General features: G+C 74.0%; 25 protein-coding genes. 17 read left to right on the top strand and 8 right to left on the bottom strand.

The features are described 5' to 3' along the window. Nucleotides 1-162: 162 nt before the first annotated feature. Nucleotides 163-2,283, bottom strand: a complete 2,121-nt coding sequence (locus tag AF335_RS25915; protein WP_102920807.1) for a prolyl oligopeptidase family serine peptidase — start codon at nucleotides 2,281-2,283, stop codon at nucleotides 163-165. A gap of 186 nt (nucleotides 2,284-2,469) precedes the next feature. Here AF335_RS25915 and AF335_RS25910 point away from each other — a divergent pair, with 186 nt between their 5' ends. The 9 genes from AF335_RS25910 to AF335_RS25865 all read left to right on the top strand — a co-directional run bounded on the left by AF335_RS25910 (nucleotide 2,470) and on the right by AF335_RS25865 (nucleotide 12,382). Beyond that, nucleotides 2,470-2,664: a hypothetical protein gene (locus tag AF335_RS25910; RefSeq protein ID WP_102920806.1), complete on the top strand. Its 195-nt coding sequence runs from the start codon at nucleotides 2,470-2,472 to the stop codon at nucleotides 2,662-2,664. A gap of 99 nt (nucleotides 2,665-2,763) precedes the next feature. Then, nucleotides 2,764-3,657, top strand: a complete 894-nt coding sequence (mshB, locus tag AF335_RS25905) for an N-acetyl-1-D-myo-inositol-2-amino-2-deoxy-alpha-D-glucopyranoside deacetylase (protein ID WP_102920805.1) — start codon at nucleotides 2,764-2,766, stop codon at nucleotides 3,655-3,657. 5 nt (nucleotides 3,658-3,662) lie between these two features. Then, the gene (locus tag AF335_RS25900) at nucleotides 3,663-4,043 is read left to right on the top strand and encodes a DUF6113 family protein (protein ID WP_102920925.1); all 381 of its coding nucleotides are present in this window, start codon (nucleotides 3,663-3,665) and stop codon (nucleotides 4,041-4,043) included. Between the two features lie 306 nt (nucleotides 4,044-4,349). Beyond that, nucleotides 4,350-7,157 carry a hypothetical protein gene (locus AF335_RS25890; RefSeq protein ID WP_170127795.1) on the top strand — a complete coding sequence of 936 codons (2,808 nt, stop codon included), beginning with the start codon at nucleotides 4,350-4,352 and terminating at the stop codon, nucleotides 7,155-7,157. 150 nt (nucleotides 7,158-7,307) lie between these two features. Next, the gene (locus tag AF335_RS25885) at nucleotides 7,308-8,261 is read left to right on the top strand and encodes an ABC transporter ATP-binding protein (protein ID WP_184742914.1); all 954 of its coding nucleotides are present in this window, start codon (nucleotides 7,308-7,310) and stop codon (nucleotides 8,259-8,261) included. Further along, a complete protein-coding gene (locus tag AF335_RS25880) occupies nucleotides 8,258-9,001 on the top strand; it encodes an ABC transporter permease (RefSeq protein WP_102920802.1) in 744 nt (247 codons plus the stop codon). The genes AF335_RS25885 and AF335_RS25880 overlap by 4 nt, the downstream gene beginning before the upstream one ends. Before the next feature lie 71 nt (nucleotides 9,002-9,072). After that, nucleotides 9,073-10,347, top strand: a complete 1,275-nt coding sequence (locus AF335_RS25875; RefSeq protein WP_102920801.1) for a sensor histidine kinase — start codon at nucleotides 9,073-9,075, stop codon at nucleotides 10,345-10,347. A gap of 86 nt (nucleotides 10,348-10,433) precedes the next feature. Then, a complete protein-coding gene (locus AF335_RS25870) occupies nucleotides 10,434-11,081 on the top strand; it encodes a response regulator transcription factor (protein ID WP_280524646.1) in 648 nt (215 codons plus the stop codon). Nucleotides 11,082-11,242: 161 nt separating this feature from the next. Further along, a complete protein-coding gene (locus AF335_RS25865; RefSeq protein WP_102920799.1) occupies nucleotides 11,243-12,382 on the top strand; it encodes a PP2C family protein-serine/threonine phosphatase in 1,140 nt (379 codons plus the stop codon). A gap of 43 nt (nucleotides 12,383-12,425) precedes the next feature. On the opposite strand, the gene AF335_RS25860 is transcribed toward AF335_RS25865, so the two are convergent. Next, the gene (locus AF335_RS25860) at nucleotides 12,426-13,262 is read right to left on the bottom strand and encodes a transglutaminase-like and tetratricopeptide repeat-containing protein (RefSeq protein ID WP_102920798.1); all 837 of its coding nucleotides are present in this window, start codon (nucleotides 13,260-13,262) and stop codon (nucleotides 12,426-12,428) included. 93 nt (nucleotides 13,263-13,355) lie between these two features. After that, nucleotides 13,356-14,372 (bottom strand): GNAT family N-acetyltransferase, encoded by a 1,017-nt coding sequence (locus AF335_RS25855; RefSeq protein ID WP_102920797.1) that lies wholly within the window; start codon nucleotides 14,370-14,372, stop codon nucleotides 13,356-13,358. 114 nt (nucleotides 14,373-14,486) lie between these two features. On the opposite strand from AF335_RS25855, the gene fdxA reads away from it, so the two are divergent. Together fdxA and dapC are read left to right on the top strand one after the other, a co-directional pair. Beyond that, on the top strand, nucleotides 14,487-14,816 hold the full coding sequence (fdxA, locus tag AF335_RS25850; RefSeq protein ID WP_087926433.1) for a ferredoxin: 330 nt from the start codon (nucleotides 14,487-14,489) through the stop codon (nucleotides 14,814-14,816). Nucleotides 14,817-14,957: 141 nt separating this feature from the next. Beyond that, nucleotides 14,958-16,055, top strand: coding sequence for a succinyldiaminopimelate transaminase (dapC, locus tag AF335_RS25845; protein WP_102920796.1), 1,098 nt, complete (start codon nucleotides 14,958-14,960; stop codon nucleotides 16,053-16,055). Between the two features lie 105 nt (nucleotides 16,056-16,160). Here dapC and AF335_RS25840 read toward each other — a convergent pair whose 3' ends face one another. Further along, on the bottom strand, nucleotides 16,161-16,577 hold the full coding sequence (locus AF335_RS25840) for an ATP-binding protein (RefSeq protein WP_102920795.1): 417 nt from the start codon (nucleotides 16,575-16,577) through the stop codon (nucleotides 16,161-16,163). A 298-nt stretch (nucleotides 16,578-16,875) separates the two neighbouring features. Beyond that, nucleotides 16,876-17,811 (bottom strand): VldE C-terminal domain-containing protein, encoded by a 936-nt coding sequence (locus tag AF335_RS25835; protein WP_184742911.1) that lies wholly within the window; start codon nucleotides 17,809-17,811, stop codon nucleotides 16,876-16,878. A 205-nt stretch (nucleotides 17,812-18,016) separates the two neighbouring features. Between AF335_RS25835 and dapE the strand changes: the two genes are divergently transcribed. Together dapE and AF335_RS25825 are read left to right on the top strand one after the other, a co-directional pair. Then, the gene (gene dapE, locus AF335_RS25830; RefSeq protein ID WP_102920793.1) at nucleotides 18,017-19,096 is read left to right on the top strand and encodes a succinyl-diaminopimelate desuccinylase; all 1,080 of its coding nucleotides are present in this window, start codon (nucleotides 18,017-18,019) and stop codon (nucleotides 19,094-19,096) included. Between the two features lie 68 nt (nucleotides 19,097-19,164). Beyond that, complete coding sequence (locus tag AF335_RS25825) at nucleotides 19,165-19,914, top strand: LOG family protein (protein ID WP_095584635.1); 750 nt, start codon at nucleotides 19,165-19,167, stop codon at nucleotides 19,912-19,914. Nucleotides 19,915-20,116: 202 nt separating this feature from the next. On the opposite strand, the gene folP is transcribed toward AF335_RS25825, so the two are convergent. Then, nucleotides 20,117-21,016, bottom strand: a complete 900-nt coding sequence (gene folP / locus AF335_RS25820; protein WP_102920792.1) for a dihydropteroate synthase — start codon at nucleotides 21,014-21,016, stop codon at nucleotides 20,117-20,119. A gap of 138 nt (nucleotides 21,017-21,154) precedes the next feature. Between folP and AF335_RS25815 the strand changes: the two genes are divergently transcribed. Further along, nucleotides 21,155-21,592 carry a DivIVA domain-containing protein gene (locus tag AF335_RS25815; RefSeq protein ID WP_102920923.1) on the top strand — a complete coding sequence of 146 codons (438 nt, stop codon included), beginning with the start codon at nucleotides 21,155-21,157 and terminating at the stop codon, nucleotides 21,590-21,592. Further along, nucleotides 21,589-22,191, top strand: coding sequence for a DNA-3-methyladenine glycosylase I (locus AF335_RS25810; protein WP_102920791.1), 603 nt, complete (start codon nucleotides 21,589-21,591; stop codon nucleotides 22,189-22,191). Before AF335_RS25815 ends, AF335_RS25810 begins: the two co-directional genes overlap by 4 nt. On the opposite strand, the gene chcB is transcribed toward AF335_RS25810, so the two are convergent. After that, nucleotides 22,192-22,974, bottom strand: a complete 783-nt coding sequence (gene chcB / locus AF335_RS25805) for a 2-cyclohexenylcarbonyl CoA isomerase (RefSeq protein ID WP_102920790.1) — start codon at nucleotides 22,972-22,974, stop codon at nucleotides 22,192-22,194. A 395-nt stretch (nucleotides 22,975-23,369) separates the two neighbouring features. Between chcB and AF335_RS25800 the strand changes: the two genes are divergently transcribed. Then, nucleotides 23,370-23,537: a DUF3117 domain-containing protein gene (locus tag AF335_RS25800; protein ID WP_009997451.1), complete on the top strand. Its 168-nt coding sequence runs from the start codon at nucleotides 23,370-23,372 to the stop codon at nucleotides 23,535-23,537. A 671-nt stretch (nucleotides 23,538-24,208) separates the two neighbouring features. Here AF335_RS25800 and AF335_RS25795 read toward each other — a convergent pair. Continuing rightward, entirely contained in the window at nucleotides 24,209-24,892 is a 684-nt protein-coding gene (locus AF335_RS25795; protein ID WP_102920922.1) for an O-methyltransferase, read from the bottom strand. Between the two features lie 179 nt (nucleotides 24,893-25,071). Between AF335_RS25795 and sigE the strand changes: the two genes are divergently transcribed. Further along, nucleotides 25,072-25,851 (top strand): RNA polymerase sigma factor SigE, encoded by a 780-nt coding sequence (gene sigE, locus AF335_RS25790; protein WP_102920789.1) that lies wholly within the window; start codon nucleotides 25,072-25,074, stop codon nucleotides 25,849-25,851. Nucleotides 25,852-25,879 lie beyond the last annotated feature (28 nt).

Genomic DNA, 25,879 nt, shown 5'->3' with positions numbered 1-25,879 from the left:
GGGTTGAGCGGACTTTCGCAATGGATTCACGGCCCAGTCAAGAGGGCTGCGCGGAAGAGGCGGCCCCCCTCGCCTTCTTGAGCGAAGGTTGTGCAGATCGACGACGCGGCGTGCTTGACAGAGAGCCTGCCCGGCACGCCGCGCACCTCACTCCTCAAGCGGTCAGGACAGCCCCAGTGACCGCTTGAGGAAATCGACTTGGAGCAGCAGTACGTTCTCCGCGACCTGCTCCTGCGGGGTCATGTGCGTCACCCCCGACAGCGGCAGCACCTCGTGCGGCCGGCCGTCCGCGAGCAGCGCCGAGGACAGCCGCAGCGTGTGCGCCGCGACCACGTTGTCGTCCGCCAGCCCGTGGATCACCATCAGCGGCCGGTGCTCCGCCGCCGCCCCGGACAGCCCCTCGTCGGTGACCAGGGAATTGCGCGCGTACACCGCCGGCTGCCGCTCCGGGTGGCCCAGATAGCGCTCCGTGTAGTGCGTGTCGTACAGCCGCCAGTCCGTGACCGGCGCGCCCGCGATCCCCGCGTGGAAGACGTCCGGGCGGCGCAGCACCGCCAGCGCCGCGAGATAGCCGCCGTACGACCAGCCGCGGATCGCCACCCGGCCGAGGTCCAGCGGGAAGTCCTCGGCCAGCGCCCGCACGGCCTCGACCTGGTCGTCCAGGGTGACGCCCGCGAAGTCGTCCCGGACGGCCTTCTCCCAGCCCGGCGAGCGGTGCGGCGTGCCGCGCCCGTCGGCCACGACCACCGCGAACCCCTGGTCGGCGAACCACTGCGAGGTCAGATGGGCGTTCTGCGCGGCGACCACCCGCGGCCCGTGCGGCCCGCCGTAGGGGTCCATCAGCACCGGCAGCGGCCCGTCGCCCTCCCGGTAACCCGTCGGCAGCAGCACGGCGCACGGGATGCGGCGCGCGCCCGCCTCCGTCAGGCGCGCGCGGGCGGTCAACACGGGCTCCTGCGCGTACGAGGGAATCGTGGCCGCCCGTACGCCGTCGCGCAGGACCCGAACGAGGGCTCCGCTGCGCTCCGGTGAGGTGGAGACCAGCACGGTCACCGTCCCGCAGCGCACCGCCGAGTGCCAACCCGGCCCCTCGGAGAGCCGCTCCACGCCCCGCTCGCCGACGCGGTAGACATGGGTCTCGCCGGTCTCCGGATCCGCCGCCTCCGGGCCGGCGGACGCCGATACCAGCACGTCCTCCGCCCCGGCGTCCAGCACCGCCCGCACATGCAACCGCGGCCCCGTCGACGCCCGGTCGTCCACCATCAGGACCCGCGCGTCACCCTCGTCGGCGATGCGTACGAGTCGCCCGTCCGGGTTCCACACGGGCGCCCCGGGGAAAAGATCCAGCCACTTTGCGTCCTCCTCCACGCGCAGCACGCGCGTGCCGCCCGTCGCGGTGTCCACGGTGAGGTACACCTGGCTGCGCTGGTCGCGTGACTGGGCCAGCAGCAGCGGCGGACCGGCCGCCGACCAGTGCACGCGCGCCAGGTACGGATAGCGCTCACGGTCCCACTCGACGTCCTTACGGCTGCCGTCCAGGCCCAGCAGGGCCAGCGACACCTCCGCGTTGGCGGTGCCCGCCGCCGGGTAGCGGACCTGGGCGGGCGCCCGGTCCGGATGCGCGGGATCGGCGATCCACCAGCTGCTCACCGGCGCCTCGTCCGCCCGCGCCACCAGCAGCGACTCCCCGTCCGGCGCCCACCAGAAGCCCCGCGAGCGGCCCATCTCCTCGGCGGCGGCGAACTCCGCCAGGCCCCAGGTGACGGTGGCGCCCTCCGGCTCGGCCAGGGCCCGGTCGCCGCCGCCGTCCGCCTCGACCACGCGCAGCGCGCCGCGCGTCACATAGGCCACCCGGCGGCCGTCGGGCGAGGGCCGCGGGTCGACCACCGGGCCGGGGACGACCAGTTCACGGGCGGTGCCGCCGCGCAGCTCGGCCACGAACAGCCGCCCGGACAGGGCGAACGCCGCCCACTCCACGGCGCTGTCCACGGCGTACCCCACGATGCCGGCCGAGCCTTCGCGGCTGCGTTCGCGGCGGGCCCGCTCCTCGGCGGACAGCTCCTCGTCGGCGCCGCCCAGGAGCAGGGCGGGATCGGCCGCGGGGCGCTCCCGCCCGTCGTCGAGGTCGAGGACCCACAGCACCCCCGCCCGGTCGGTGCCCGAGCGGGAGCGCAGGAACGCGACACGCGCGCCGTCCGGCGACACCGTGAACGCGCGCGGCGCGCCGAGGGAGAAACGTTGTGTACGGGCTTGCTGCCGAGGGAACGAGAGCTGTCCGGTCATGCGTGGAGCCTATTGCGGGGCGGCGAGAAGTCGCCGTGCGCCCCGGATTTGCTCCTGTGCACCGAGTGATGTCCGGGCAGCGGAAAGTTATGATCACTGACGCATAGGTGAGTAAGTCCCGAGCGGCATCCGGTGTGCCGCTCGTTCGTTGTCCGTCCGACCGCGCGTTCCTGGAGGTGAACCGCTGTGGCACTCTCGATTTCGGCGGTGGTGCTGCTGGCGATCATCGTCTTCCTGCTGGTCCGGAAGTCCGGACTGAAGGCGGGCCACGCCGCGGTCTGTGTGTTGCTGGGCTTCTATCTCTCAAGCTCGTCGATCGCTCCGACGCTGCACAGCCTCACGTCGAGCGTGACCGGGATGATCAGCAACATCAAGTTCTGACGGTCCGCCGCGCGGGCCCCGGCGGGGTCCGCACGGCGGACCGGCCGGGCGGCGCCCGGTGGCTCCGCGCGCCGCCCGGTGTGCTCGTAGGCTGTCCCCATGACCGACCGTTCCGCCCTGCCCGGCCGCCGACTGCTCCTGGTGCACGCGCACCCGGACGACGAATCGATCAACAACGGCGCGACCATGGCCAAATACGCCGCCGAAGGGGCCCATGTCACCCTCGTGACCTGCACCCTCGGTGAAGAGGGCGAGGTGATCCCGGCCGGTCTGGCGCACCTCACCGCCGACCGGGACGACACCCTCGGCCCGTACCGCGTCGGTGAACTGGCCGCCGCGATGAGGGAGCTGGGCGTCACCGACCACCGCTTCCTCGGCGGCGCCGGGCGCTACCGCGACTCGGGCATGATGGGCGGCTCGCAGAACGACCGCCCCGGATCCTTCTGGCGGGCGGACGTGGACGAGGCCGCCGCATCCCTCGTAGAGGTGATTCGCGAGGTCCGGCCGCAGGTCCTGGTCACCTACGACCCCGAGGGCGGCTACGGCCACCCCGACCACATCCAGGCGCACCGGGTCGCGACGCGCGCCGCGGACCTGGCGGGCGAGCCGGCCTTCCGCCGCGACCTGGGCGAGCCCCACGAGATCGCCAAGGTCTACTGGAACTGTGTGCCGCTCTCCGTGGTGGAGGCGGGCTTCGCGCAGTTGCGCGAGCGCGGCGTCGGCGACCCCTTCCCCGGCATCGCCACCGCCTCCGACGTGCCCGGCGTCGTCCCCGACGAGGAGGTGACGGCCGTGATCGCCGGTGCCGCGTACGCCGGTGCGAAGGCCGCCGCGATGCGCGCCCACGCCACCCAGATCGCCGTCGACGGCCCCTTCTTCGCGCTCTCCAACGACCTGGGCCAGCCCCTCTTCCCGGACGAGTACTACAAGCTCGTCCGCGGCCGCGCCGCCGCGCCCCGCGAGGACGACCTGTTCGCCGGGGTGGACGCGTGACGGGCATGGCGGCGCCGCTCGCCGTCGGCCGCCTCGCCCTGTACGCCGCCCTGGCCGTCCTCGGCGCCCTGGTGGGCATCGCCGGCGGCCTGGTGCAAGCGGGCTGGTTCCCCGGCGGGTTGACGCTCGCCCTGCTCGCCCTCGCGGGCCTCTGCTACGGCGGGCTCACCGCCGCCCGCACCCGGCTCGGCGGGGCGGCCCCCGGCGCGGGCTGGCTCGCCGCGGTGCTGCTGATGACCGACAGCCGGCCGGAGGGCGACTTCCTCCTCGGCGCCGGACTGGGCTCCTACGCCTTCCTGCTGGGCGGGATGGCCGTAGCTGTGATGTGTGCCACGCTCCCGAAACTGCCGCAACCGGACGGTTCCCCAGTCCGACTTGCCAAGTGACGTGACGATTTCTGCCTGACCGGTCCGAGGCGCGCGGACCCGCCCCGCGCTCCTCGCCGACGGGCCGATCCGGCAGCCGTCAAGTACGCGTCCGTGGTGCCCAGTATGGTGGTGCGCGCCGCCGAGCCGCCCGAACGAGGTCATGACGGGCGGCGGAGCTAACCGGGAGAACCTGCTTTGAGCCGTGAATCTGACAGTTCGTCCTCCGGGCCCCAGGGCCGCGGTGGCGCCGCGTACCCCTCGGGGACCCCGCCGTACGGAACCCGCCAGCCGTCCGCAGACGGTGGCGTCAGCGAGGAGCAGGCCATGGCGCCGAAGCCGGAAGAGCAGAAGACCGAGACCACGCTGACGACGCGGATCCGCATCAACATCCCGGGTTCGCGGCCCATTCCGCCGGTCATCATGCGCACCCCCGTCGGCGACGAGCCGGGTGCCGCCGCCCCGGGCCCCGCCGCCGTGCCCGCCCCGCAGGCGGCCGCCGGGAGCGGTCAGACGGCAGGCTCCGGCACGGCCGCGCGCCAGGGCGGCGAGGGCAAGCCCGCCCTGCCCCGGCGCCCCGAGCCGGCCCCGGCCCGTCAGCAGGAGGCCGAGCGCCCGGCGTCGAAGGACAAGACCAGCGACTGGTTCGCCCCGCGCAAGTCCTCCCCGGGCACGCCGCCCCCCGCCGCGGGCCGCCGTCCGCAGACGTCCGGCGACGCCTCGGTGCCGCCCCTCCCGCAGCGGCCCACCCAGAAGTCGACCCCGCCGCCCGCGGCTCCGGCCGCCCCGGTGGACGACTGGCCGACCGGCCCGTCGGGTTCGGTGACGGGCACCACGCCGTGGCAGGACGCGTCCTCCGGCATGCCCTCGGACCCCCACGGCACTCCGCAGCCGGCCGACGACTGGCCCGGCGCCGCCTCGGGCACCACGGGCACCACGCCCTGGCAGCCCGACACCTCCGCCGCCCGGACCGACGACTGGCCCGGCGGCTCCTCGACGACGAGCGCGACGCCGTGGCCCGCCGACGGCACCGCCGGCACGGGCGAACGGCGCCCCGCCGGCCCGGTCGACGACTGGCCGGGCGGCGCCTCCGCCTCGGGCACCACCGGCACCACGCCCTGGCAGGCGGAGACCCCCGCCGGTCACGTGGACGACTGGCCGGCCGGTCCCTCGACGACGAGCGCGACCCCGTGGCCCGCCGACGCCGCGGCCGCCGCCCCGGCCGCTCCCGTGGACGACTGGCCGACCGGCCCGTCGGCCTCCACGACGGGGACGACGCCGTGGCAGGGCGCGCCCTCCGGCGTGGCCTCTGCCTCTCAGGGTGCCTCTCAGGGTGCCTCTCAGGGTGCCCCTCAGAGCGCCCCGAAGCCGGTCGACGACTGGCCGGGCGGCGCCTCCGCCTCGGGCACCACGGGCACGACCCCGTGGCAGCCCGACACCGCCACGCCCCGCGGCTCCGGCGCGCAGACCGACGACTGGCCGGGCGGCGCCTCCGCCTCGGGCACCACCGGCTCGACCCCGTGGCCGGGCGGCCCCGCCGACGCGTCCACGACGGGCACCACGCCCGCCCCGTGGGCCGGCGACCCCATGGCCCCTATGGCAACGGGCACCAACCCCGTCGTGGCGGGCACCCCGCAGGCCACGCCCGCCGTGCCGCCGCCGGGCCCCGGCGCCTCGGCCGGCGCCGCGCCGTGGACCGGCGCCCCGGACACCACGCAGCAGTTCCCCGCGCCCACCGCGGGCCAGGGGAACGCCTTCCCCGGCGGCACGCCGGGCGGTGCCGCGTTCGCCCCCGGGCGTACGGACACCCCGCGCGAGGGCGTTCCGCGCGTCCCCGCGCCGCCCGTCGGCGCCCAGTCGGCGCCGCGCGGCCCGCAGGGCGCCCAGGCGCCCGGGAACGGCCCGCAGCAGACGAAGGCCCCCAAGGCGCCCAAGGGCGGCGGCAAGGGTGGCAAGAAGGGCGGCCAGAAGGCTCCCGCCGCGCCCGGCGGGACGTCCGAGACGCTCGTCAGCGGTGTGCCCGTGGTCCCGCCGCCGGGCCCCGGCAAGAAGGCCGGCCCGGTCGACAGCGGGGCGCCCCGCGTGGCCGTGCCCAAGCCCAAGGTGCCCGCTCCCGGTGCCGCGGTCCCGGCCCCGGCCCCGGCGGCCCCGGCCGCCAAGAGCGCCCCCAAGAAGGCCGCGAAGAAGAAGGGCCGCTCCAAGGTCGTCCTGCTGGGCGGCGCCCTCGTGGCGCTGGTCGGCGTCGCCTACGGCGCGGGCCTGCTGCTCGACCACGCGGACGTGCCCAACGGCACCACCGTGCTCGGCGTCGGCATCGGCGGCAGCTCCAAGGAGCAGGCCGTGCAGAAGCTCGACTCCGCGCTCGGCGACCGTGCCACGGCGCCGCTCAAGGTCTCCATCGGGGGCAAGGAGGCGGAGCTCAAGCCGTCCGTCGCGGGGCTGTCGATCGACACCCAGGCCACCGTGCGCGCGGTGGCCGGCCGGGACTACAACCCGCTGACGGTCATCCCCTCGCTCATCGGCGGCACCCACACGGCCGAGGCGACCATCGGCGCCGACGAGGAGAAGATCGCGGCGGCGCTGAAGACGCTGGCCGGCGAGGCGGGCGGCGCCAAGGACGGCACGATCACCTTCGAGCCCGGCAAGGCCGTGGCCGTCTACGGCAAGCCGTACGTCGGCCTGGACACCGACAAGGCCGTGGACGCCGTCGCCCAGGCGTACCGCGACCGCGCGGCCACGGGCGAGAACAAGACCGTCGAGCTGCCCAGCGCCCAGCAGCAGCCGAAGGTCGGCAAGGCCGAGGTCGACCGGGTGATGAACGAGTTCGCGAAGCCCGCGATGTCGGGCCTCGTCACCGTCCAGACCGACCCGCTCCACAGCATCCAGTTCGGTCCGGACCGCTCGCTGCCGAAGATCCTCTCGGTCAAGGAGGTCAACGGCCGGCTCGTCGAGAACTACAACCTCGAAGCGCTCAAGGAGCTCTACGGCACCAAGTTCGCCGGTGTCACCATCCAGCGCGGTGACGGCAGCAAGACGGCCGTCACGCCGCAGGACGTCGTCGGCGCCCTCCGCAAGGCGCTGCGCGGCAAGACGCCCGCCGAGCGCACCGGGGTGATCCCGCTCAACGGCAGCTGACCGGCCGACAGGTCGCGATGAGCCCCCGTGCCCACCCGGCACGGGGGTTTTCGCATGTCACAGCCGTTATACGGGCCATGACATCTGTCATCACCGGTACACGACGTCCGACACTGCCCCGGCGCTTCCGGGGCCCCGATGATGGAGTACATGACCACGACAGCACATATGTCCACGGGGGACCGGCACCGCACGGGGTCGCCCGTGGTCAGCTTCACGAACGTCAGCAAGAGCTTCGGCGACGTTCGCGCCGTCTCGGAGCTGGACCTCCAGCTCCGTGCCGGCGAGACCGTCGCCCTCCTCGGGCCGAACGGCGCCGGCAAGTCCTCCACCCTCGACCTCCTGCTGGGCCTGCGCAACCCCGACGCGGGGCGCGTCGAGGTCTTCGGCACCACTCCGCAGCAGGCCATCGCGCGGGGCAAGGTCGGCGCGATGCTGCAGAGCGGCGGCCTGATGGAGGACGTCAAGGTCCGTGAGCTCGTGAAGCTCGCCTGCGACCTGCACCCCCGGGCGTACCCGGTCGACCAGGTGCTGGAGCACGCCGACCTCCGCGACATCGCGGACCGCATGGTCAACAAGCTCTCCGGCGGCCAGGAGCAGCGGGTGCGGTTCGCGCTCGCCACGGCCGGCGCCAATGAGCTCGTCGTGCTGGACGAGCCGACCACAGGCATGGACGTCTCGGCCCGGCAGGCGTTCTGGGGCGTGATGCGCGCCCAGGCGCGGGCCGGCCGGGCGATCCTCTTCGCCACCCACTATCTGGAGGAGGCCGACGCGATCGCCGACCGGGTGATCGTGCTGCACCGCGGCAGGGTGATCGCGGACGGCTCGGCGGCCGAGATCAAGGCGAAGGCCGGCGCCCGCCGGATCGTCTTCGACCTGGACGGGTACATCGGCGAGGGCGCGCTGCGCGAACTGCCGTTCCTGTCCTCCCTGGAGATATCGGGCCGCACGGTCCGCATCCAGTCGCACGACGCCGACGCCACCGTCCACGCCCTCTACGGCCTGGGGCTCTACCCCCGCAATCTGGAGGTCGCGGGCCTGGGCCTGGAGCAGGCGTTCATCGCCATCACCGACGCCGCGACCGCTGAGGAGGCGGCCAAGTGAACACCCTGATCAAGCTTGAGATCCAGCGCACCCTGCGCAACAAGAAGTTCATGTTCTTCTCCGTGCTCTACCCGGCGGGTCTGTACCTGCTGATCGCCGGGGGCGCGAGCAGCACGGAGCTCGTCAAGGGCACCGACCTCACCCTGCCGCTGCTGATGATGGTCTCCATGGCCTCCTTCGGCGCCATCACCGCCGTCCTCGTCGGCAACAGCGAGCGCATAGCCAAGGAGCGCGAGAAGGGCTGGGTGCGCCAGCTGAGGCTCACCGCCCTGCCCGGCCGCGGCTATGTGACGGCGAAGGTCGCCTCGGCCGCCGTGGTGTCGCTGCCGTCGATCCTGGTCGTCTTCCTCATCGCCGCCCTCGTGAAGGACGTCCGGTTCGACGCGGCGTGGCAGTGGTTCGCGCTCACCGGCGCGATCTGGGCGGGCAGCATCGTCTTCGCGGCGCTGGGCGTGGCGGTCGGCTATCTCGCCACCGGCGACGCCGTGCGCCCCATCACCTTCATCATCTACTTCGGTCTGTCGATCCTGGGCGGCCTCTGGATGCCGATCACGACCTTCCCGAAGTGGCTGCAGGACGTCGCGGAGTGGATGCCCACCCACGCGTACGCCGCGCTCGGCCAGTCCATCGAGCTGGGCAACGGCCCGGAGGTCAAGGACGTGGCCGTGCTGGTCGCCTATCTTGTGATCTTCGGGGGCGCGGCCGCCTGGCTGTACCGCAAGGACACCCGGAAGGCGTGAACCGGCGGCGGGGGGCCCGTGCGGGCGCCGGACCCCGGAGGAACGAAGGGGGATCCGGAGGAGAGACAGCGATGGCCGTAGGTGACCGTGTCCGTGGGGTGTGGCAGGCAGCCCTCAAGGCGGACGACGACCTCGACACGGACAACGTCCGTATCGGGGAGCCGCCCGAGACCCGCCGGCACCAGTTCCTCAAGCTGATGTGGATCGGGATCTGGTTCTCCTACCTGGCCGCGCCGTTCGAGGACATCCTCGGGGACCACCACACGGTCCTCGCCGACGTCCTCGGCGGCCTCGGGCTGGTGCTCTTCGTGGGCGTCTACCTCGCCCTCGTCTTCCGGCACACCTCGCGGGCGCTGGAGCGGCAGCGGGTCTTCGCCGTGCTGGGCGCGCTGCTGGCCATGGCGCTGATGCTGTCGCTGACACTGGGCGCCGCCTGGCTCGTGCTGTTCGTCTATGTGTGCGTCGCCATCGGCGCGGTCCTGCCGATGCGGCTGGCGCGGATCCTGATCCCGGTGGTCTCCGGGATCCTCCTGTTCATCGGCGTGCACACCCCGGGCGCCGCGGACTTCCTGTGGGCGCTGATGATCCCGTCGATGCTCGGCGGGTTCGCGATGGTCGGGGTGCGGCAGATGGCGCGGACGACCCGGGCGCTGCGCGAGGCCCGGGCCACGGTCGCCCACCTCGCCGCCAACGAGGAACGGCTGCGGCTCGCCCGCGATCTGCACGACCTCCTCGGCCACTCCCTGTCCCTGATCACCCTCAAGAGCGAGCTGGCGGGGCGGATGCTGCCCGGCAGCCCGGAGGCGGCCGCCCAGCAGATCGCGGACATCGAGCAGGTCAGCCGGCAGGCCCTGGTCGACGTGCGGGAGGCGGTGAGCGGCTTTCGCCGCCCCACCCTGGACGCCGAGATCGCCGGGGCCCGTACGGCCCTGGCCGCGGCCGGTGTCACGGCGGACCTCGACCGGGTCGCCGTCCGCGACCCCGGCCCGGACGGCGCGGACGAATCGCCCCTCGCCGACCTGACGCCCGACGCGGAGGGCGCGCTGGCCTGGGCGCTGCGGGAGGCTGTGACCAATGTGGTCCGGCACAGCGGAGCGCGCCGCTGCGAGGTGTCGCTCGCGGAGGAGGGCGGCGAGCTCCGGCTGACCGTCACCGACGACGGCCACGGCCCCGCCCGCCCGCACGGCAACGGCCTGACGGGCCTGACCGAGCGGCTGGCCCTGGCCGACGGCCGGCTGGAGACGGGGCCGGGCCCCCGGGGCGGCTTCCGGCTGCGGGCGTGCGTACCGCTCGTGTGCCGGCGGGCGCCCCAGGACGGGCCGGCGGCGCCGCTCGGCGCCTCATGAGCTCCGGCCGCCGGGGGACGGGGGTCTCCGGCGGCCGGACCGGGTTCCCCGCCCCGCCGGCCCGGTCCGCCGCCTACGCTGGGCCGGTGACCGATCAGCCCAGCTCCGCGCGCCCCGATGGCCGACGCACCATCAACGTCCTGCTCGCCGAGGATCAGTCCATGGTCCGGGAGGCGCTGGCGGCCCTGCTCGGCCTGGAGCCCGACATTGAGGTCGTCGCCCAGGTCTCCCGGGGCGACGAGGTGCTGGCCGCGGCCCGCGCGCACGACATCGACGTCGTGCTGCTGGACATCGAGATGCCGGGCATGACCGGCCTCGACGCGGCCGCGCTGGTCCGCCGGGAGCTGCCGGCGCTCAAGGTGGTGATCCTGACGACCTTCGGGCGGCCGGGCTATATGCGCCGGGCCATGGAGTCCGGCGCGGAGGCGTTCCTGGTCAAGGACGCCCCCGCCGCGCAGCTCGCCGACGCGCTGCGGCGGGTGCTGCGCGGCGAGCGGGTCATCGACCCCACGCTGGCCGCGGCCGCCCTCGCGGAGGGCGCCAACCCGCTGACGGACCGGGAGCGGGCGGTGCTCACCGCCTCGGCGGACGGGTCGACCAACGCGGAGCTCGCGGCGGCGCTGCACCTCTCCCACGGGACGGTGCGGAACTACCTCTCGACGGCCATCCAGAAGACCGGGGCGCGCAATCGCGCGGAGGCGGTGCGCATCGCCCGCGACAAGGGCTGGCTCTAGCCGCTCCGGCGCCCGGGGCGCGACGGCCCGGCACGGGGAGGCCCGCCGGCCGGCGGTACACGCGATCATGAAACGCGGTGGGTTGTCGCACAGCCGTCATACGGCCGTCGTATGGTCCCTACGTCCCACCCGCGCACCCCGGAGGCAGGAAGGAGCCCGCCATGAGAGTCGGACGCGTACCCGACGGCGGCCGTCTCCTCACCGTCCTCCTCCTCGTCGCGATCGCGGCCCTCGCCGCCCTCGACTGCATGACCGGCGTCCGGCTGCGCCTCGCCCTCGTCGCGAGCGTGATGCCGCTGATCGCCGCCCGGCTCTGCTCCTACCGCCGGACCGTCGTCGTCGCGGCCGCCTTCGCCGTCGCCCAGGTGACGGTCCACTGCACCATCGTGCCGGGCTGGGACACGGCCGGCACGGTCGTCGCGGTCCTCGGTGCGCTGCTCGTCGGCGGCTTCTCCGTGGCGCTGTGCGCGGCCCTGCTGGAGCGCGAGGCGGCGTACGACCGGACCAGGATGGTCTCCGACGCCGTGCAGCGGACCATGCTGCGCGAGCTGCCGATCACCGCGGGGGCGCTGCGGGTCGCCGGGTTCTATATCTCCGCCCAGGAGGGCGCCCGGGTCGGCGGCGACATCTACGAGGTGGTGGAGAGCCCCTACGGCCAGCGCGTCCTCATCGGCGACGTCCAGGGCAAGGGCATGCCCGCCATCGGCGCCGGCCACGCCGTGCTCACCTCCTTCCGGGAGGCCGCCTACCACGAGGCCCGGCTGGAGGCCGTCGCCGAGCACATGGAGGGCGCGCTGCTCCGGCACAACCGCGCCCTGTCCCTCACCGGCACCGACGAACGCTTCGTCACCGCGCTGCTGCTGGAGGTCGGCGGGCCGTCCGCCGGCACCCGGGTGCTCTCCTGCGGCCACATCCCGTACTACGCGGTGCGCGGCGGCGCCGTCGAGGAGCGGCTCCCCGGCCGCTCCGGGCTGCCGCTGGGCCTCGGCGGGCTGACCGGCGAACCGCGCCTGGGCGTCGACCTGCCGGCCGACCCGCACGAGTGGGTGGTGCTGTGCACGGACGGCGTCACGGAGGCCCGCGACGCCGAGGGCCGCTTCTACCCCCTGCGCGAGCGCCTCGCCCGCTGGACCCATCTGCGGCCCGGCGCGCTCGCCCAGGCGCTCCGCGCCGACCTGGAGCGCTACACGGACGGCGAGCTGAAGGACGACGCCGCCGTCCTGATCGTCCGGAACGTCGCCTCCTGCGGCGGGCGCGCGGGCGCCCTGCCCGCCCAGCCGGTCGCCGTGGCGGGCGACTGACCCTCCGGGCCGCCCGGTTCGGACCGGTGCAGCCCGGGGCAGCTCAGTTCAGCATCGCCCGCGCCGCCCGCGCCCGGCGCCGTACGGACTCGGCGGCGGCCGGCTCCAGCGCGTCGATCACCTCCGCGTACGCCTCCAGTTCGTGCGCGCCGCCCGCGAAGTCGCCGCGCTCCACGAGCAGCTCGGCGCGCTCGTAGCGCAGCCTGGCCGGGTGGCTGGGCAGCAGCAGCGAGAGCTCCACGGCCCACAGCTGGACGTCGCTGCGCTCGGGCCGGGCCGCCGCCCAGGCACGGATGTTGTTCAGCAGCCGCAGCACGATCTCCAGGGGCTCGGCCGGCGAGAACATCGACGGGGACAGCGGCGCCCCGGTGGCCCCCGCGACCAGCAGCCCGGCGTCCTCGTAGGACAGGGCCCGGCCGCCGTCGAAGGGGTCGGCGAGGACGTGCTCACCGTCCGGGTCGCCGAAGCCGACGACGAAGTGGCCGGGCAGCGCCACTCCGTACACCGCCGCGCCGGCCCGCCGGGCGACCTCCAGCCACACCACGGACAGCAGGATCGGCAGCCCGCGCCTACGGCGCAGCACCTCGCCCAGGAGCGAGGACTCCAGCCGCCGGTAGTCGGCCGGGGAGCCGTGGAAGCCGCACCGCTCGCCGAGCAGTTCGGCGAGCGCCTCCGCCCACCGCCTCGGCTCGGCGTGCCTGCCCAGCGCGGGCAGCAGCCCCGCGAGCCGGTCCAGCTCGATCTGGGCGGCGTCCACCGCCTCCTCGCCGGACTCCGGCTCCGCCTCGGCCGCGATCAGCAGGCACAGCAGCGCGAGGTCGGGCCGTTCCTCCCGGGCCGCCTCCGCGAACCGCCGACGCCGGCCAGTGGTGTCGTACATAGGTGCCTCGTACCCGCTCGGGGCGCTGGGGGAAGCCCACCGCCGGTTTCCATCATGCGGCCGCCGGTACGGTCGTGGACCGTGCGGCCACGGCTACGGCTGGGGCTCGCGACGGTAGTGGTACGCGTGATGCGTGGTGAAGCCCAGGCCGTCGTAGAGCGAGGCGGCACCGCCGTTCCCCTCCTCCACCTGGAGGTACGCGGCCGAGGCCCCCTCGTCGAGCGCCCGCTCCGCCAGCCGGGCCATGACCAGGGTCGCCAGCCCCCGCCTGCGCAGGTCCGGGCTGACGGCCAGGGCCGCGAACCCCGCCCACCGGCCGTCGACCACGCACCGGCCGATGGCCGCCGGCCCCGCCCCTCCTGGCCGGCCCGGCTCGCCCGGCACGGTCGCGAACCACACCGACGGCCCGCCCGTCAGCACGCCCACGGCGTCGGCGACGGAGGCGGACGTCCGCCCGTACGCGCGCAGCCACGCCTCGTCCGGCTCCCGCGAGAGCAGCACCCCGCTCGTGTCGGCGCCGGTGTCGGCGAGCGGGGCCAGGGCGGCGGTCCGTATCAGGGCGTGCCGCTCGTCGGTCCAGCCGCGCTCCGCCAGGGCCGCGTCCAGCCGCGCGTCCTGGTCCGGGTCACCGGTGGCGACCTGGACCAGGGCGGGCAGGCCGCGCTCGTGGTACCAGGCGCGGATCCGGTCCAGCGCGGCCGACAGCGGCAGCCCGGTGGCGCCGAGGGGCAGCACCGAATTGGCGCGGGCGGTGAAGCCGCCGGAGGCGCGCAGCGTCCAGTCGCCGAGCCGCCCGGTCTCCCCGGCCGGCCAGCCGCGCGCCGCGACCTCCTGGAGCTCGCGCGCGCTCGTCGCCGGACCCCGCCGCCGGGCCGGGGCGGCCGGGACCACCTTGCCGGCGACGAGCGCCGTCTCGTCGATCAGTACGGTCTCCCCGGTGCGGCGTGTGATCCGCAGCACACCCCCGTCCCAGGAGTCCAGGTGGCCGACGGTGTCCGTGAAGCGCTCCGTCCCCGCCCCGGGGGCGGTCAAGCGCCGGACGGATACCCTTTTTCCCACATCAGCGGCACTGATCCGGATTTCAAGCTGTCCGCCCGTGGTGAATTCCACAGCTCTCCTCGCCCCTCTTGTTCGTCAAGTGCCCAGGAACGGAGATACTAGGTGTGGGCATCGACGACGCCGCGCTCCCGCGCGAGATGAGCCCTACCGAGGAGGAACGACAGCGTGACCTACGTCATCGCGCAGCCTTGTGTCGACGTGAAGGACAAGGCGTGCATCGAGGAGTGCCCCGTCGACTGCATCTACGAGGGCTCCCGGTCCTTGTACATCCACCCGGACGAATGCGTCGACTGTGGTGCCTGTGAGCCGGTCTGCCCGGTCGAGGCCATCTTCTACGAGGACGACACCCCCGAGGAGTGGAAGGACTACTACAAGGCGAACGTCGAGTTCTTCGACGAGCTCGGTTCGCCCGGTGGTGCCTCCAAGCTCGGCCTGATCGAGCGTGATCACCCCTTTATCGCCGCGCTGCCGCCGCAGGCCGAGGGCGAGCACTGATCCCCGGCGCAGCTTCGCCGCGGCCCCGTACGGCGTCCCAGCCGTCCGGGGCCGCGGCCGTTCCTCCCGTGCCCGCGGCCCGTCACCACTGAGCCGCCGGGTACCCACCGCGTACCAACCGACCGACCAAGAGAGAGCACCGTGGGCGCAGTCTCCTCCCGTCTCCCCGTCTTCCCCTGGGACCGGCTCGACCCGTACAAGGCGACGGCGGCCGCCCACCCCGACGGCATCGTGGACCTGTCGGTCGGCACCCCCGTCGACCCGGTGCCCGCGCTGATCCAGCGGGCGCTCACCGACGCCGCGGACAGCCCCGGCTACCCCACGGTGTGGGGCACGGCCGCGCTGCGCGACGCGCTGACCGGCTGGGCGGAGCGCCGGCTGGGCGCCGCCGGCCTGGCGCACACCAATGTGCTGCCGATCGTCGGCTCCAAGGAGCTGGTGGCCTGGCTGCCGACCCAGCTCGGCCTGACCGCCGGCGACAAGGTCGCCTACCCCCGCCTCGCCTACCCGACCTACGAGGTCGGCGCGCGGCTCGCGGGCGCGGAGCCGGTCGTCTACGACGACCCTACGGAGCTCGACCCCACCGGCCTCAAGCTGCTCTGGCTCAACTCCCCGTCCAACCCGACCGGCCGGGTGCTCGGCAAGGACGAGCTGCGGCGCGCGGTCGAGTGGGCCCGCGCCCACGGCGTGCTGGTCTTCAGCGACGAGTGCTACCTGGAGCTGGGCTGGGAGACCGAGCCCGTCTCCGTCCTGCACCCGGACGTCTGCGGCGGCTCGTACGAGGGCATCGTCGCCGTCCACTCGCTCTCCAAGCGCTCCAACCTGGCCGGCTACCGCGCCGCCTTCCTGGTGGGCGACGCCGCCGTCCTCGGCGAGCTGCTCCAGATCCGCAAGCACGGCGGCATGATGGTCTCCGCGCCCGTGCAGGCCGCCACGGTCGCGGCCCTCGGGGACACCGCGCACGTCGCCGAGCAGCGGGAGCGCTACGCCCGCCGCCGGGCCGCGCTGCGGGCCGCTTTCGAGGGCGCGGGCTTCCGGATCGAGCACAGCGAGGCGTCGCTCTACCTGTGGGCCACGCGTGACGAGCCCTGCTGGGACACGGTCGCCGAGCTGTCCAAGCGCGGCATCCTCGTCGCGCCGGGGGACTTCTACGGCGTGGCGGGGGAGCGGTTCGTCCGCATCGCCTTCACCGCGACCGATGAGCGTGTGGAGGCCGCGGTCCGCCGTCTGGCCGACTAGCGGTACGCCGCGCCCGGGAGAGGGCGCGGACACGCGAGAGGGCCCGGGAGGTGAACTCCCGGGCCCTCTCGCGCTGGGCTGCGTGAGACCGGTGGACGGCCTCGCTCAGCCGCCGATCGGCAGGTTGCCGACCGGCAGGTTCTTGGTGACGCCGCCGCCCTTGGTCGCCGTCTGCGCCGCGGTGCCGACGAGGCCGGCCGTGGAGCCGCCGAGGTCGCCCGCGACCTTCTGGGCGGCCGGGGCGCCGGTCTTGGCGGCCTTGCCCACGGTGTCCGTGGCGGCGGGCACGGTGCTGTCGATGGCGGCGTGACCGACGTGGGTCGTCACGGTCCCGGCCTGGTGCGAAGCGGCGTCGATGTTCTTGCCCAGGCTCGCTCCGTCGACCGCGGTGATCCCGTTGGCCAGCTCGGGGGCCTTCAGGTCCGCGGCGTTCGCGGCGCCGGCCGCGCCGGCGACGGAGCCCGCACCGGCGGCTACCAGCAGCGCGACGCGGGCGATCCGACGCGAAAGGGGGAGGGACATGGTGCTCCTTCAGCGGAGTTGAGGACGGTGGCTGTCCGGCGATCGGACGCAGTGACTACCGCGTGAGCCCCATGAAGGTTGCGGTGGGCCAAGGTAAAGAGTTGGTAATGCGTCGCATTATCGGCTTCCTGGAAACCTGGGCAAATACGACAAGCGCCGGAAGGCTTTGAAAGGCTTACAAGCCTTTATTCACAAGGGATTCGGCGGTGCGCGCCGACGCCGTCCGGACGTGGCGTATTCCCTCTGCGCCGCAGTCCATGCATGGGGTACGCATCCCTCTTCCGGGGGGAACGTCGCACTACTGAACGGTGGTGATGGACACCCGGTCCGCCGCCGCCCCGGACCCGTCCGGGGCGTCCCCGGCCTCGCGCCAGCCGTCCCCGGACTTCTCCGCGGTCCACACCCGGCCGTCGAAGGACACCCGCGAGATCCGGAGTTCGGCCGCGTGCGCCACCGCCCAGGAGGCCAGCTGCCAGCCCTGCCGCTCCGGGCCGCCGTCCGCCGCCGTGCCCCGTACCGGCACGGTCACCGTCCGCGCGGCGCCGGCGGCCGTCGCGCCCGCCCCGCCGCCGCCCCGGCCGTCCGCCACCGACGGGGCGACCGTGTCGCCGAACTCGCGCCGCAGCTTCGCCCGGACCGCCGAGGGGTCGCCCGGCTTGCCGTCGCCCGGGCTCTTCGTGCAGCTGAACGCGGCCGTCGCCCGGCCGGTCAGCCCCGACGCCAGCAGCGACGCGTCCGGCTCGTGCTTCGCGTACGCCTGCGGGAAGCCGCTGCGCTGCACCTTCTGCGCGGCCACCGTCAGCGGCAGCCGCGAATAGCCGGGCACCTCCACCAGGTGGTCGTAGAACTTCCCCGCCGCGTACACCGGATCGGTGATCTGGGACGCGCTGCCCCAGCCCTGCGTCGGCCGCTGCTGGAACAGGCCCAGCGAATCGCGGTCGCCGTGGTGGATGTTGCGCAGCCCCGACTCCTGCATGGCCGTGGCCAGCGCGATCGTCACCGCCCGCTCGGGCAGCCCGCGCGCCGACCCCACGGCCGAGATCGTGGCGGCGTTCACCGCCTGCTCGGGGGAGAGGGAGTACGACTCCCCGTTGGCCCGCACCGTGCAGCGCGGCGCCCCGGGGCCGCCCGTCAAGAGCTGGGCCACCCCGTAGCCGATCAGCGCCAGGAGCACGGCGCAGGCGGCCACGATGCGCAGCAGGCGGCCACGGCGGGTGACGGAGATCCCGGACATGGGGCCCACGTTACTGGAGAGGCGGGCCGATCAGCGGGGCCCCGCCCGGCGCGCTGCCCGGCCCGCCCCGGTGTCCGTACGTGCCCGCCCGTGCCCGGTTCGCGCCCGGGCCGGACCGCCCGTGACCGTCTCCCGCCTGTCTCTCGCCGGTCTTCCGCCCGTCCGGCCCGACCCGGGGGCGCCCGCCCGGGTTAGAGTCGCCGCTATGGATGACGCCGCACTCGACCTGTCCCTCGACGCCGCCGCCCTCACCGCCGGGCTCGTCGACATCCCGTCCGAGAGCGGGAACGAGAAGCCGCTCGCCGACGCCATCGAGCGCGCCCTGCGCGCCCTTCCGCACCTGACGGTCGACCGCCACGGCAACAACGTCGTGGCCCGGACGAACCTGGGACGCGCCGAGCGCGTCGTCCTCGCCGGTCACATCGACACCGTCCCCATCGCCGACAACGTCCCCTCCCGGCTGGACGAGGACGGCTTCCTCTGGGGCTGCGGCACCGGCGACATGAAGTCCGGCGTCGCCGTGCAGCTGCGCATCGCCGCGACCGTGCCCGCGCCCAACCGCGACCTGACCTTCGTCTTCTACGACAACGAAGAGGTCGCCGCACACCTCAACGGCCTGGGCCACGTCGCCGACGCCCACCCCGACTGGCTCACCGCGGACTTCGCCGTGCTGCTCGAACCCACCGACGCCCAGGTCGAGGGCGGCTGCCAGGGCACCCTGCGGGTGCTGCTGCGCACCGAGGGCGAGCGCGCCCACTCGGCGCGCTCCTGGATGGGCAGCAACGCCGTCCACGCCGCCGCGCCGATCCTCGCCAGGCTGGCCGCCTACGAGCCGCGCCGGCCCGTGATCGACGGCCTGGAGTACCACGAGGGCCTCAACGCCGTCCGGATCGAGGGCGGTGTCGCGGGCAACGTCATCCCCGACGCCTGCACCGTCGCCGTGAACTTCCGCTACGCGCCGGACCGCACCGGGGAGGAGGCCCTGGCCCACGTCCGGGAGGTCTTCGCGGACTGCGGAGTGGCCGAGTTCGTCGTCGACGACCACTCGCCCGGCGCGCTGCCCGGCCTCGGCCACCCGGCCGCGGCCGCCTTCATCGAGGCCGTGGGAGGCACGCCCAAGCCCAAGTTCGGCTGGACCGACGTCTCGCGCTTCAGCGCGCTCGGCGTCCCCGCCGTCAACTACGGGCCCGGCGACCCGATGCTCGCCCACAAGCGCGACGAACGCGTGCGCGTCTCGCTGATCACCGGGTGCGAGGAGCGCCTGCGTACCTGGCTCACCGGCTGACCAGCCCCGACGGGCCGTTCGGTGGGCCTACGCTGAGCAGCAACGATCTGCAGCGGAGGGAGCGCGGAATGGCAAATCCCGAGGGGACCCGTACTCAGCGGGAGCAGCGGCGGGGGCCGGTCGTCCGCCGGCACGGCCAGATGCAGCAGGGCACCACCGACCAGCATCTGCTGGACACCAGAGGGACCGCGGACTGGGTGCACGAGGACCCCTTCCGGGTGATGCGCATCCAGTCCGAGTTCGTCGAGGGCTTCGGCGCGCTCGCCGAACTGCCGCCCGCCATCAGCGTCTTCGGCTCGGCGCGCACGCCCCGGGACTCGGCGGAGTACGAGGCCGGTGTGGCCATCGGGCGCGGCCTGGTCGAGGCGGGCTTCGCCGTCATCACCGGCGGCGGGCCCGGCGCGATGGAGGCCGCGAACCGCGGCGCGATGGAGGCCGGCGGCGTCTCGGTCGGCCTCGGCATCGAACTGCCCTTCGAGCAAGGGCTCAATCCGTACGTCAATCTCGGCGTGGACTTCCGTTACTTCTTCGTGCGGAAGACGATGTTCGTGAAGTACGCGAGCGGGTTCGTGGTGCTGCCGGGCGGACTCGGCACGCTGGACGAGCTGTTCGAGGCGCTGACGCTGGTCCAGACGAAGAAGGTCACCCGCTTCCCGATCGTGCTGTTCGGCAGCGCGTACTGGCGGGGCCTGGTCGACTGGGTGCGGGACACCCTGATCGCGGAGGGCAAGGCGGGCCCGCACGACCTGCACCTCTTCCACATCACGGACGACGTCGACGAGGCGATCGGCCTGGTGACGAAGGAAGCGGGCGCGTAGGCGAGGGGCGTCGTCCTCGAACGCCGGCCGATTCAGCCCGTCCGGCGTTTGAGGACACCCGCGCGCAGCGCGGGATGCCGTGCCGCCTAAGCGCTCCGCTGGAAGTCCGGCGAGTCATCCGCGGGTGCGTCGTGGCTGGTCGCGCAGTTCCCCGCGCCCCTTCGGGGCGCTGCCGAACCGCACCGGACTTCGCCCAGCCGGCCTAGGCGAGACCCCGCCTGCCCACCGCAGGTGCCCGGTGGCCGGCGATCGACGCCACCATGTCCAGCACCTGCTTCGTCTCCGCGACCTCGTGCACCCGGTAGACCCGCGCGCCGAGCCAGGCCGAGACGGCCGTCGTCGCGAGGGTGCCCAGCACCCGCTCCTTCACCGGCTTGTCGAGCGTCTCGCCGACGAAGTCCTTGTTCGACAGGGAGACCAGGACCGGCAATGGGGTATCCCCTGCTCGAGCGAAGCCGAGAGCTTGGGGAACCGTCTCCGCCATCTCGCCGAGGCGCCGGGTGGCCTCCAGCGAGTGCCGGGTGTTCTTCCCGAAGTCATGGCCCGGGTCGATCATGATCCGGTCGCGCCGGACGCCGAGCGAGACGGCCCGCTCGGCCAGCCCGAGCGTCACCCGCAGGATGTCCGCCATCACATCGTCGTACTCGGTGCGGTGCGGCCGGGTGCGCGGCTCCACACCGCCCGCGTGGGTGCACACCAGCCCCACGTCGTAACGGGCCGCGACCTCCGCCAGCTTGGGGTCCACCCCGCCCCACGCGTCGTTGAGGACGTCGGCGCCCGCCTCGCAGACGGCCTCGCCCACGTCGTGCCGCCAGGTGTCGACGCTGATCACCACGTCCGGGTGGCGGCGCCGGACCTCGGCCACGAAGCCGACCGTGCGCCGCGCCTCCTCCTCGGCCGTCACCTCCTCGCCGGGGCCGGCCTTCACCCCGCCGATGTCGATGATGGCCGCGCCCTCCGCCACCGCCTGCTCCACCCGGGCCAGCGCGGGCTCGTCCTGGAAGGTCGACCCCTGGTCGTAGAAGGAGTCCGGGGTCCGGTTGACGATCGCCATGATCACCGGTTCGTGCTCGTCGAACTCGCGTCGTCCCAGCCGCAGCATTTCCGTACTCCTTCTCCGTGGTCCGCCAGCGACCTTAACCGTCAGTGCGGCATGGCACGATCGGGGAGGACGGATTGGCAGTCCGCTCACCGACGGAAGTCCGGCGCAGCGGGCGGCGGGCGCACCTGGGAGTTGGTCGTGTTCTGGTTCTTGCTCATCGCGTTGGTCGTGGTGGTCGCCGCGGTCACGCTCTTCGTCGCGGGCGGCGGGGGCGGAGCACCGCTGGCCGAGGCCGCGCCGGACCGGATCGTCTGGCCGCTGCCCGCCGACCGGCCCATGGGCCGCGCCGACGTCGACGCGCTGCGGCTGCCCGTCGCGCTGCGCGGCTACCGGATGGCCGAGACCGACGACGCCCTGGACCGGCTGGGCGCCGAGCTCGCCGAGCGGGACGCGCGGATCGCCGAGCTGGAGGCGGCGCTCGCCGGGGCGCAGGCCGCGGCCGTGAGCGGCCCCGAGCTGCTCGACCGCACCTCCGGCGAGCGGCCGGCCGGCGGCCGGGCGACCGGGGAGTGGACGGCGGGCGAGCGGCCGTCCGGCGAGGAGCCGGGCGAGCGGGACAAGGGAGCGGAAGCATGAGCGGTGGAGCGGTCGCCGGGCCGGACGGGCTGACGCGCTGCCCCTGGGGCCTGGAGGCGGAGTCCCGGGCGGACTACCGCGCCTACCACGACACCGAGTGGGGCCGCCCGGTCCACGGCGACGACGCGCTGTTCGAGCGGATGTGCCTGGAGGCGTTCCAGTCGGGTCTGTCGTGGCTGACGATCCTGCGCCGCCGGGAGGGCTTCCGCGCCGCGTTCGCGGGATTCTCCGTGGTGAAGGTGGCCGCCTTCACGGAGACGGACGCCGAGCGGCTGCTGGCCGACCCGGGCATCATCCGCAACCGTGCGAAGATCACCGCCGCGATCGGCAACGCCAAGGTGGCCGCGGAGTGGGCCCCCGGCGAGCTGGACGCCCTCATCTGGTCCTACGCCCCGGACCCGGCCGGCCGCCGGGCCCCGCGCACGGCGGCGGACGTCCCGGCGACCACCCCGGAGTCCGTGGCACTGGCCAAGGACCTCAAGAAGCGCGGCTTCCGCTTCGTCGGGCCCACCACGGCGTACGCGATGATGCAGGCGTGCGGCCTGGTGAACGACCATCTGGCGGACTGCCACACGCGGTCGTCCGCGGGCGGGCGCTGATCAGCGGCCCACGTACCGCGGCCGCTCCTTCTTCAGGAAGGCGTCCACCGCGATGCGGTGGTCCTCCGAAGCGCCCGCCCGGGACTGGAGTTCGTTCTCCTTGGCCAGGGCCTCGGGGAGCGGGTGGTCCGCCGCGTAGGACAGCGACTCCTTGATCGCCGCGTACGCGGCCGTGGGGCCCTCGGCCAGCCGGCGGGCCACGGCCGCGGCCTCGGCGGCCAGCTCCGCCGTCGGGACGAGCTTGTTGGCGATGCCCAGCTCGAACGCCTCCCGCGCACTCACATTGCGCGGGAACAGCAGCAGGTCCGAGGCGCGGCTGTGGCCGATGAGCCGGGGAAGGGTCCAGGAGACCCCCGAGTCGGCGGTGAGCGCCACCCCGGCGAACGAGGTGTTGAAGGCCGCGTCCTCGGCGACCACCCGGTAGTCCGCCGCGAAGGCGAAGCCCGCGCCGGCGCCCGCCGCGACGCCGTTGACCCCGGCGACGACCGGCTTCGGCATCTCGGTGATCGCCGTGACGATCGGGTTGTAGTGCTCCTCCACGGTGCTCATCACATCGCCGGCGGCCAGCAGCCCCACGTGCTCCTTGAGGTCCTGCCCGACGCAGAAGGCGCGCCCGGTCGCGGTCAGCAGGACGGCGCGGACGGCCGGGTCGGCGCCCGCCTCCCGGAGGGCGTCGCGGAGGGCGACCTTCGCCTCGATGTTCAGCGCGTTCATCGCGTCGGGGCGGTTGAGCGTGATCGTCGCGAGCCCGTCGGTGATGTCGTACAGCACGGCGTCGGCCATGGTGCTGTTCCCTCCCTCTCGGTACCGTCACCGGCCCCGCCCGCCGGATGCCGTCGCCTGTGACCGCGCGCCCGTCGGGGACCGGTGGTGCGCCGGCGCTGCACCGGCGGCTGCCGTCGCTCAGCATGCCGGAGATCATCCGTCGCCGATATGTGACCTGCGTCAAAGAATTCCGCCCCCGCGCTGGTGCGAGGGTGGCGCAGTATCGCAGCCCGATCGCCGAATTGGGTGGTTTTGTGTGATCGCGTTGCCGAAGGGATGCGGACCGATGTTGGTCATCGGGTCATGCGATGCGGGATAATGGCCTGGAAGCAATGTGTTCGATGCCGGTGACGCGGAGCCCTGCCAGGGAACCGTCGGCTGACGATGAGCTGGTTTCAGGAAGGGGAACGAGCATGGCGGCCATGAAGCCGCGGACGGGCGATGGCCCGCTCGAGGTGACCAAGGAGGGGCGGGGCATCGTCATGCGGGTTCCGCTCGAAGGCGGCGGTCGTCTCGTCGTCGAGCTGACACCCGATGAGGCCGAGGCCCTCGGAGACGCCCTGAAGAAGGTTGTCGGCTGACGCACCGGCCCGCAATTCTTTACGCTGCCCCGGCAGCCGGTTCGCCGCCGGCGCCGGGGCAGAGTCGTATCCGGCACCGCCCTCCGGGCCGGTTCTGGTGCGGGTGCGGGTGCTGACACCGGTCTCCGGCCCCGCGCCACTGGTGGCTTCCGCGACGGTGGGACCCGGGGCGGCGGATCTCGCGACGGTGGGTCCTGCGGTGATGGGCCCCGCGGCAGCGAATCCTGCGACGGCGGGCCCCAGGGTGGTGGGCCCTGCGCCAGTGGACCCCGTGGCGGCGGATTCTGGGGTGTGGGTCCCGCGACGGTGGGTCCTGCGACGGCGGGCCCCGCGGCAGCGAATCCCGCGACGGTAGGTCCCGGGGTGGTGGGCCCCGCGCCAGCGGACCCCCGGGGCGGCGGATTCTGGGGTGGCGGGTCCCGCGACGGCGGGTCCTGCGGTGGCGGGCCCCGTGGCAGCGAATCCCGCGACGATTGGGTCCGGCAGTGGTGGTCTTGCGGTGGCAGATCCCGGGGCGGCGGATCTCGCGGTGGTGGGTCCCCCGACGGCGGCCCCCGCGACGGCGGATCCCGTAGCGACGGGTTTTGCGGTGGCGGGCCCCGCAGCGGTGGGTCGCACGGCGGCGGATCCCGTGGTGGTGGGCCCCGCGCCAGCGGACCCCGCGGCGGCGGTCAGCCGCGGCGGGCCGCGCACAGCAGCCCGTCGCCCACCGGTAGCAGTGAGGGCACCAGCACCGTGGACTCCCGCACCGCGCGCAGCAGCTCGCGCACTCGCTGCACCTCGACGGGCTGCGCGGCCGAGTCCACCGTCCGGCCGTCCGCGAAGACGCCCTCGAAGCAGACGAGTCCGCCCGGCCGTAGCAGGCGCAACGATTCGGCTAGGTAGTCCAGGGACTCCAGCCGGTCGCCGTCGCAGAACACCAGGTCGTACCCGCCGTCGGCGAGACGCGGCAGCACCTCCAGCGCGCGGCCGGGGATGAAGCGCGCCCGGTTTCCGGCGAAGCCCGCCGCGCGGAACGCCTGCCGGGCGAACTGCTGGCATTCCGGATCGCTGTCCACCGTCGTCAGCACACCGTCGGGGCGCATGCCGTGCAGGAGGTGGATGCCGGAGACGCCGGTGCCGGTGCCGATCTCGGCCACCGCCTTGGCGCCCACCGCCGCGGCGAGCAGGCGCAGCGCAGCGCCGGTGCCGGACGCCACCGAGCGCAGGCCCGCCTCGTGGGCCCGGTCCCGGGCCCACCGCAGCGCCTCGTCCTCGGCGACGAACGCGTCGGCGAACGCCCAGCTCGTCTGCCGGTTGCCGGTAATGGCCCTCTCCTGTCCCCGTGGTCCGCAACCGTGACTGTATCCGCTGATCACGGGAACCCGCAGATGGGACCGCGCGTTGAAGGGGTAACGACGGGGAACGGGAGTCGGCCGCGCGGCGCGGCGGGGGATCGGAGGGAACGCCGGGGGAGCCGGGGCGGTCGCCGAAGGGTGGCCAAGACCAAATGCAGGTCAAAACTCCTTATCCGGAGCTAACGGGCGGGATGGATATGGTAGGGGCTCTACTGGACACCACCAGAGCCGACAGGGGAGGTGCGGCTGCGGCCGGAGACCGTCGGAGAGTGCACAGGCGCTTTCGCAGGTCCCCCGGCGAGCCGAAATCCGTGACCAAGACCGCTGACCGTTCCCGCACCGCCGACTCCGCACAGACCGCGACTTTCGCCACCCATGCGGATTCGCAGGCGTGGACCCCTCCCACCTGGGAGGAGATCGTCAGCACGCACAGTGCACGGGTCTACCGACTGGCCTACCGCCTCACCGGCAACCAGCACGACGCCGAGGACCTCACCCAGGAGGTGTTCGTGCGCGTCTTCCGCTCGCTGTCCACGTACACCCCGGGCACGTTCGAGGGGTGGCTGCACCGCATCACCACCAATCTCTTCCTCGACATGGTCCGGCGCCGCCAGCGCATCCGCTTCGACGCCCTGGGCGAGGACGCCGCCGAGCGGCTCCCCAGCCGTGAGCCCTCGCCCCAGCAGCACTTCAACGACACCCACTTCGACGCGGACGTCCAGCAGGCCCTGGACACGCTCGCCCCGGAGTTCCGCGCCGCCGTGGTCCTGTGCGACATCGAGGGCCTTTCCTACGAGGAGATCGCCGCGACGCTCGGCGTGAAGCTGGGCACCGTGCGCAGCCGGATCCACCGGGGCCGCTCCCACCTGCGCAAGGCGCTCCAGCACCGCTCGCCCGCCGCCCGGGCCGAGCAGCGCGCCGTCGCCGTCGCCGGGGTGGGCTCCGGGCCGCTCGGTGGGGAGGTAGGGATCGCGTGACCGGTTCAGGCGGTCAGTCCCCCGCCGA

This window comes from Streptomyces eurocidicus, from assembly GCF_002891295.1.
GTDB classification, from domain to species: Bacteria; Actinomycetota; Actinomycetes; order Streptomycetales; family Streptomycetaceae; genus Streptomyces; species Streptomyces eurocidicus.
Note: the sequence above shows the minus strand (reverse complement) of the source record. Positions and strands in the feature narration are given on the sequence as shown.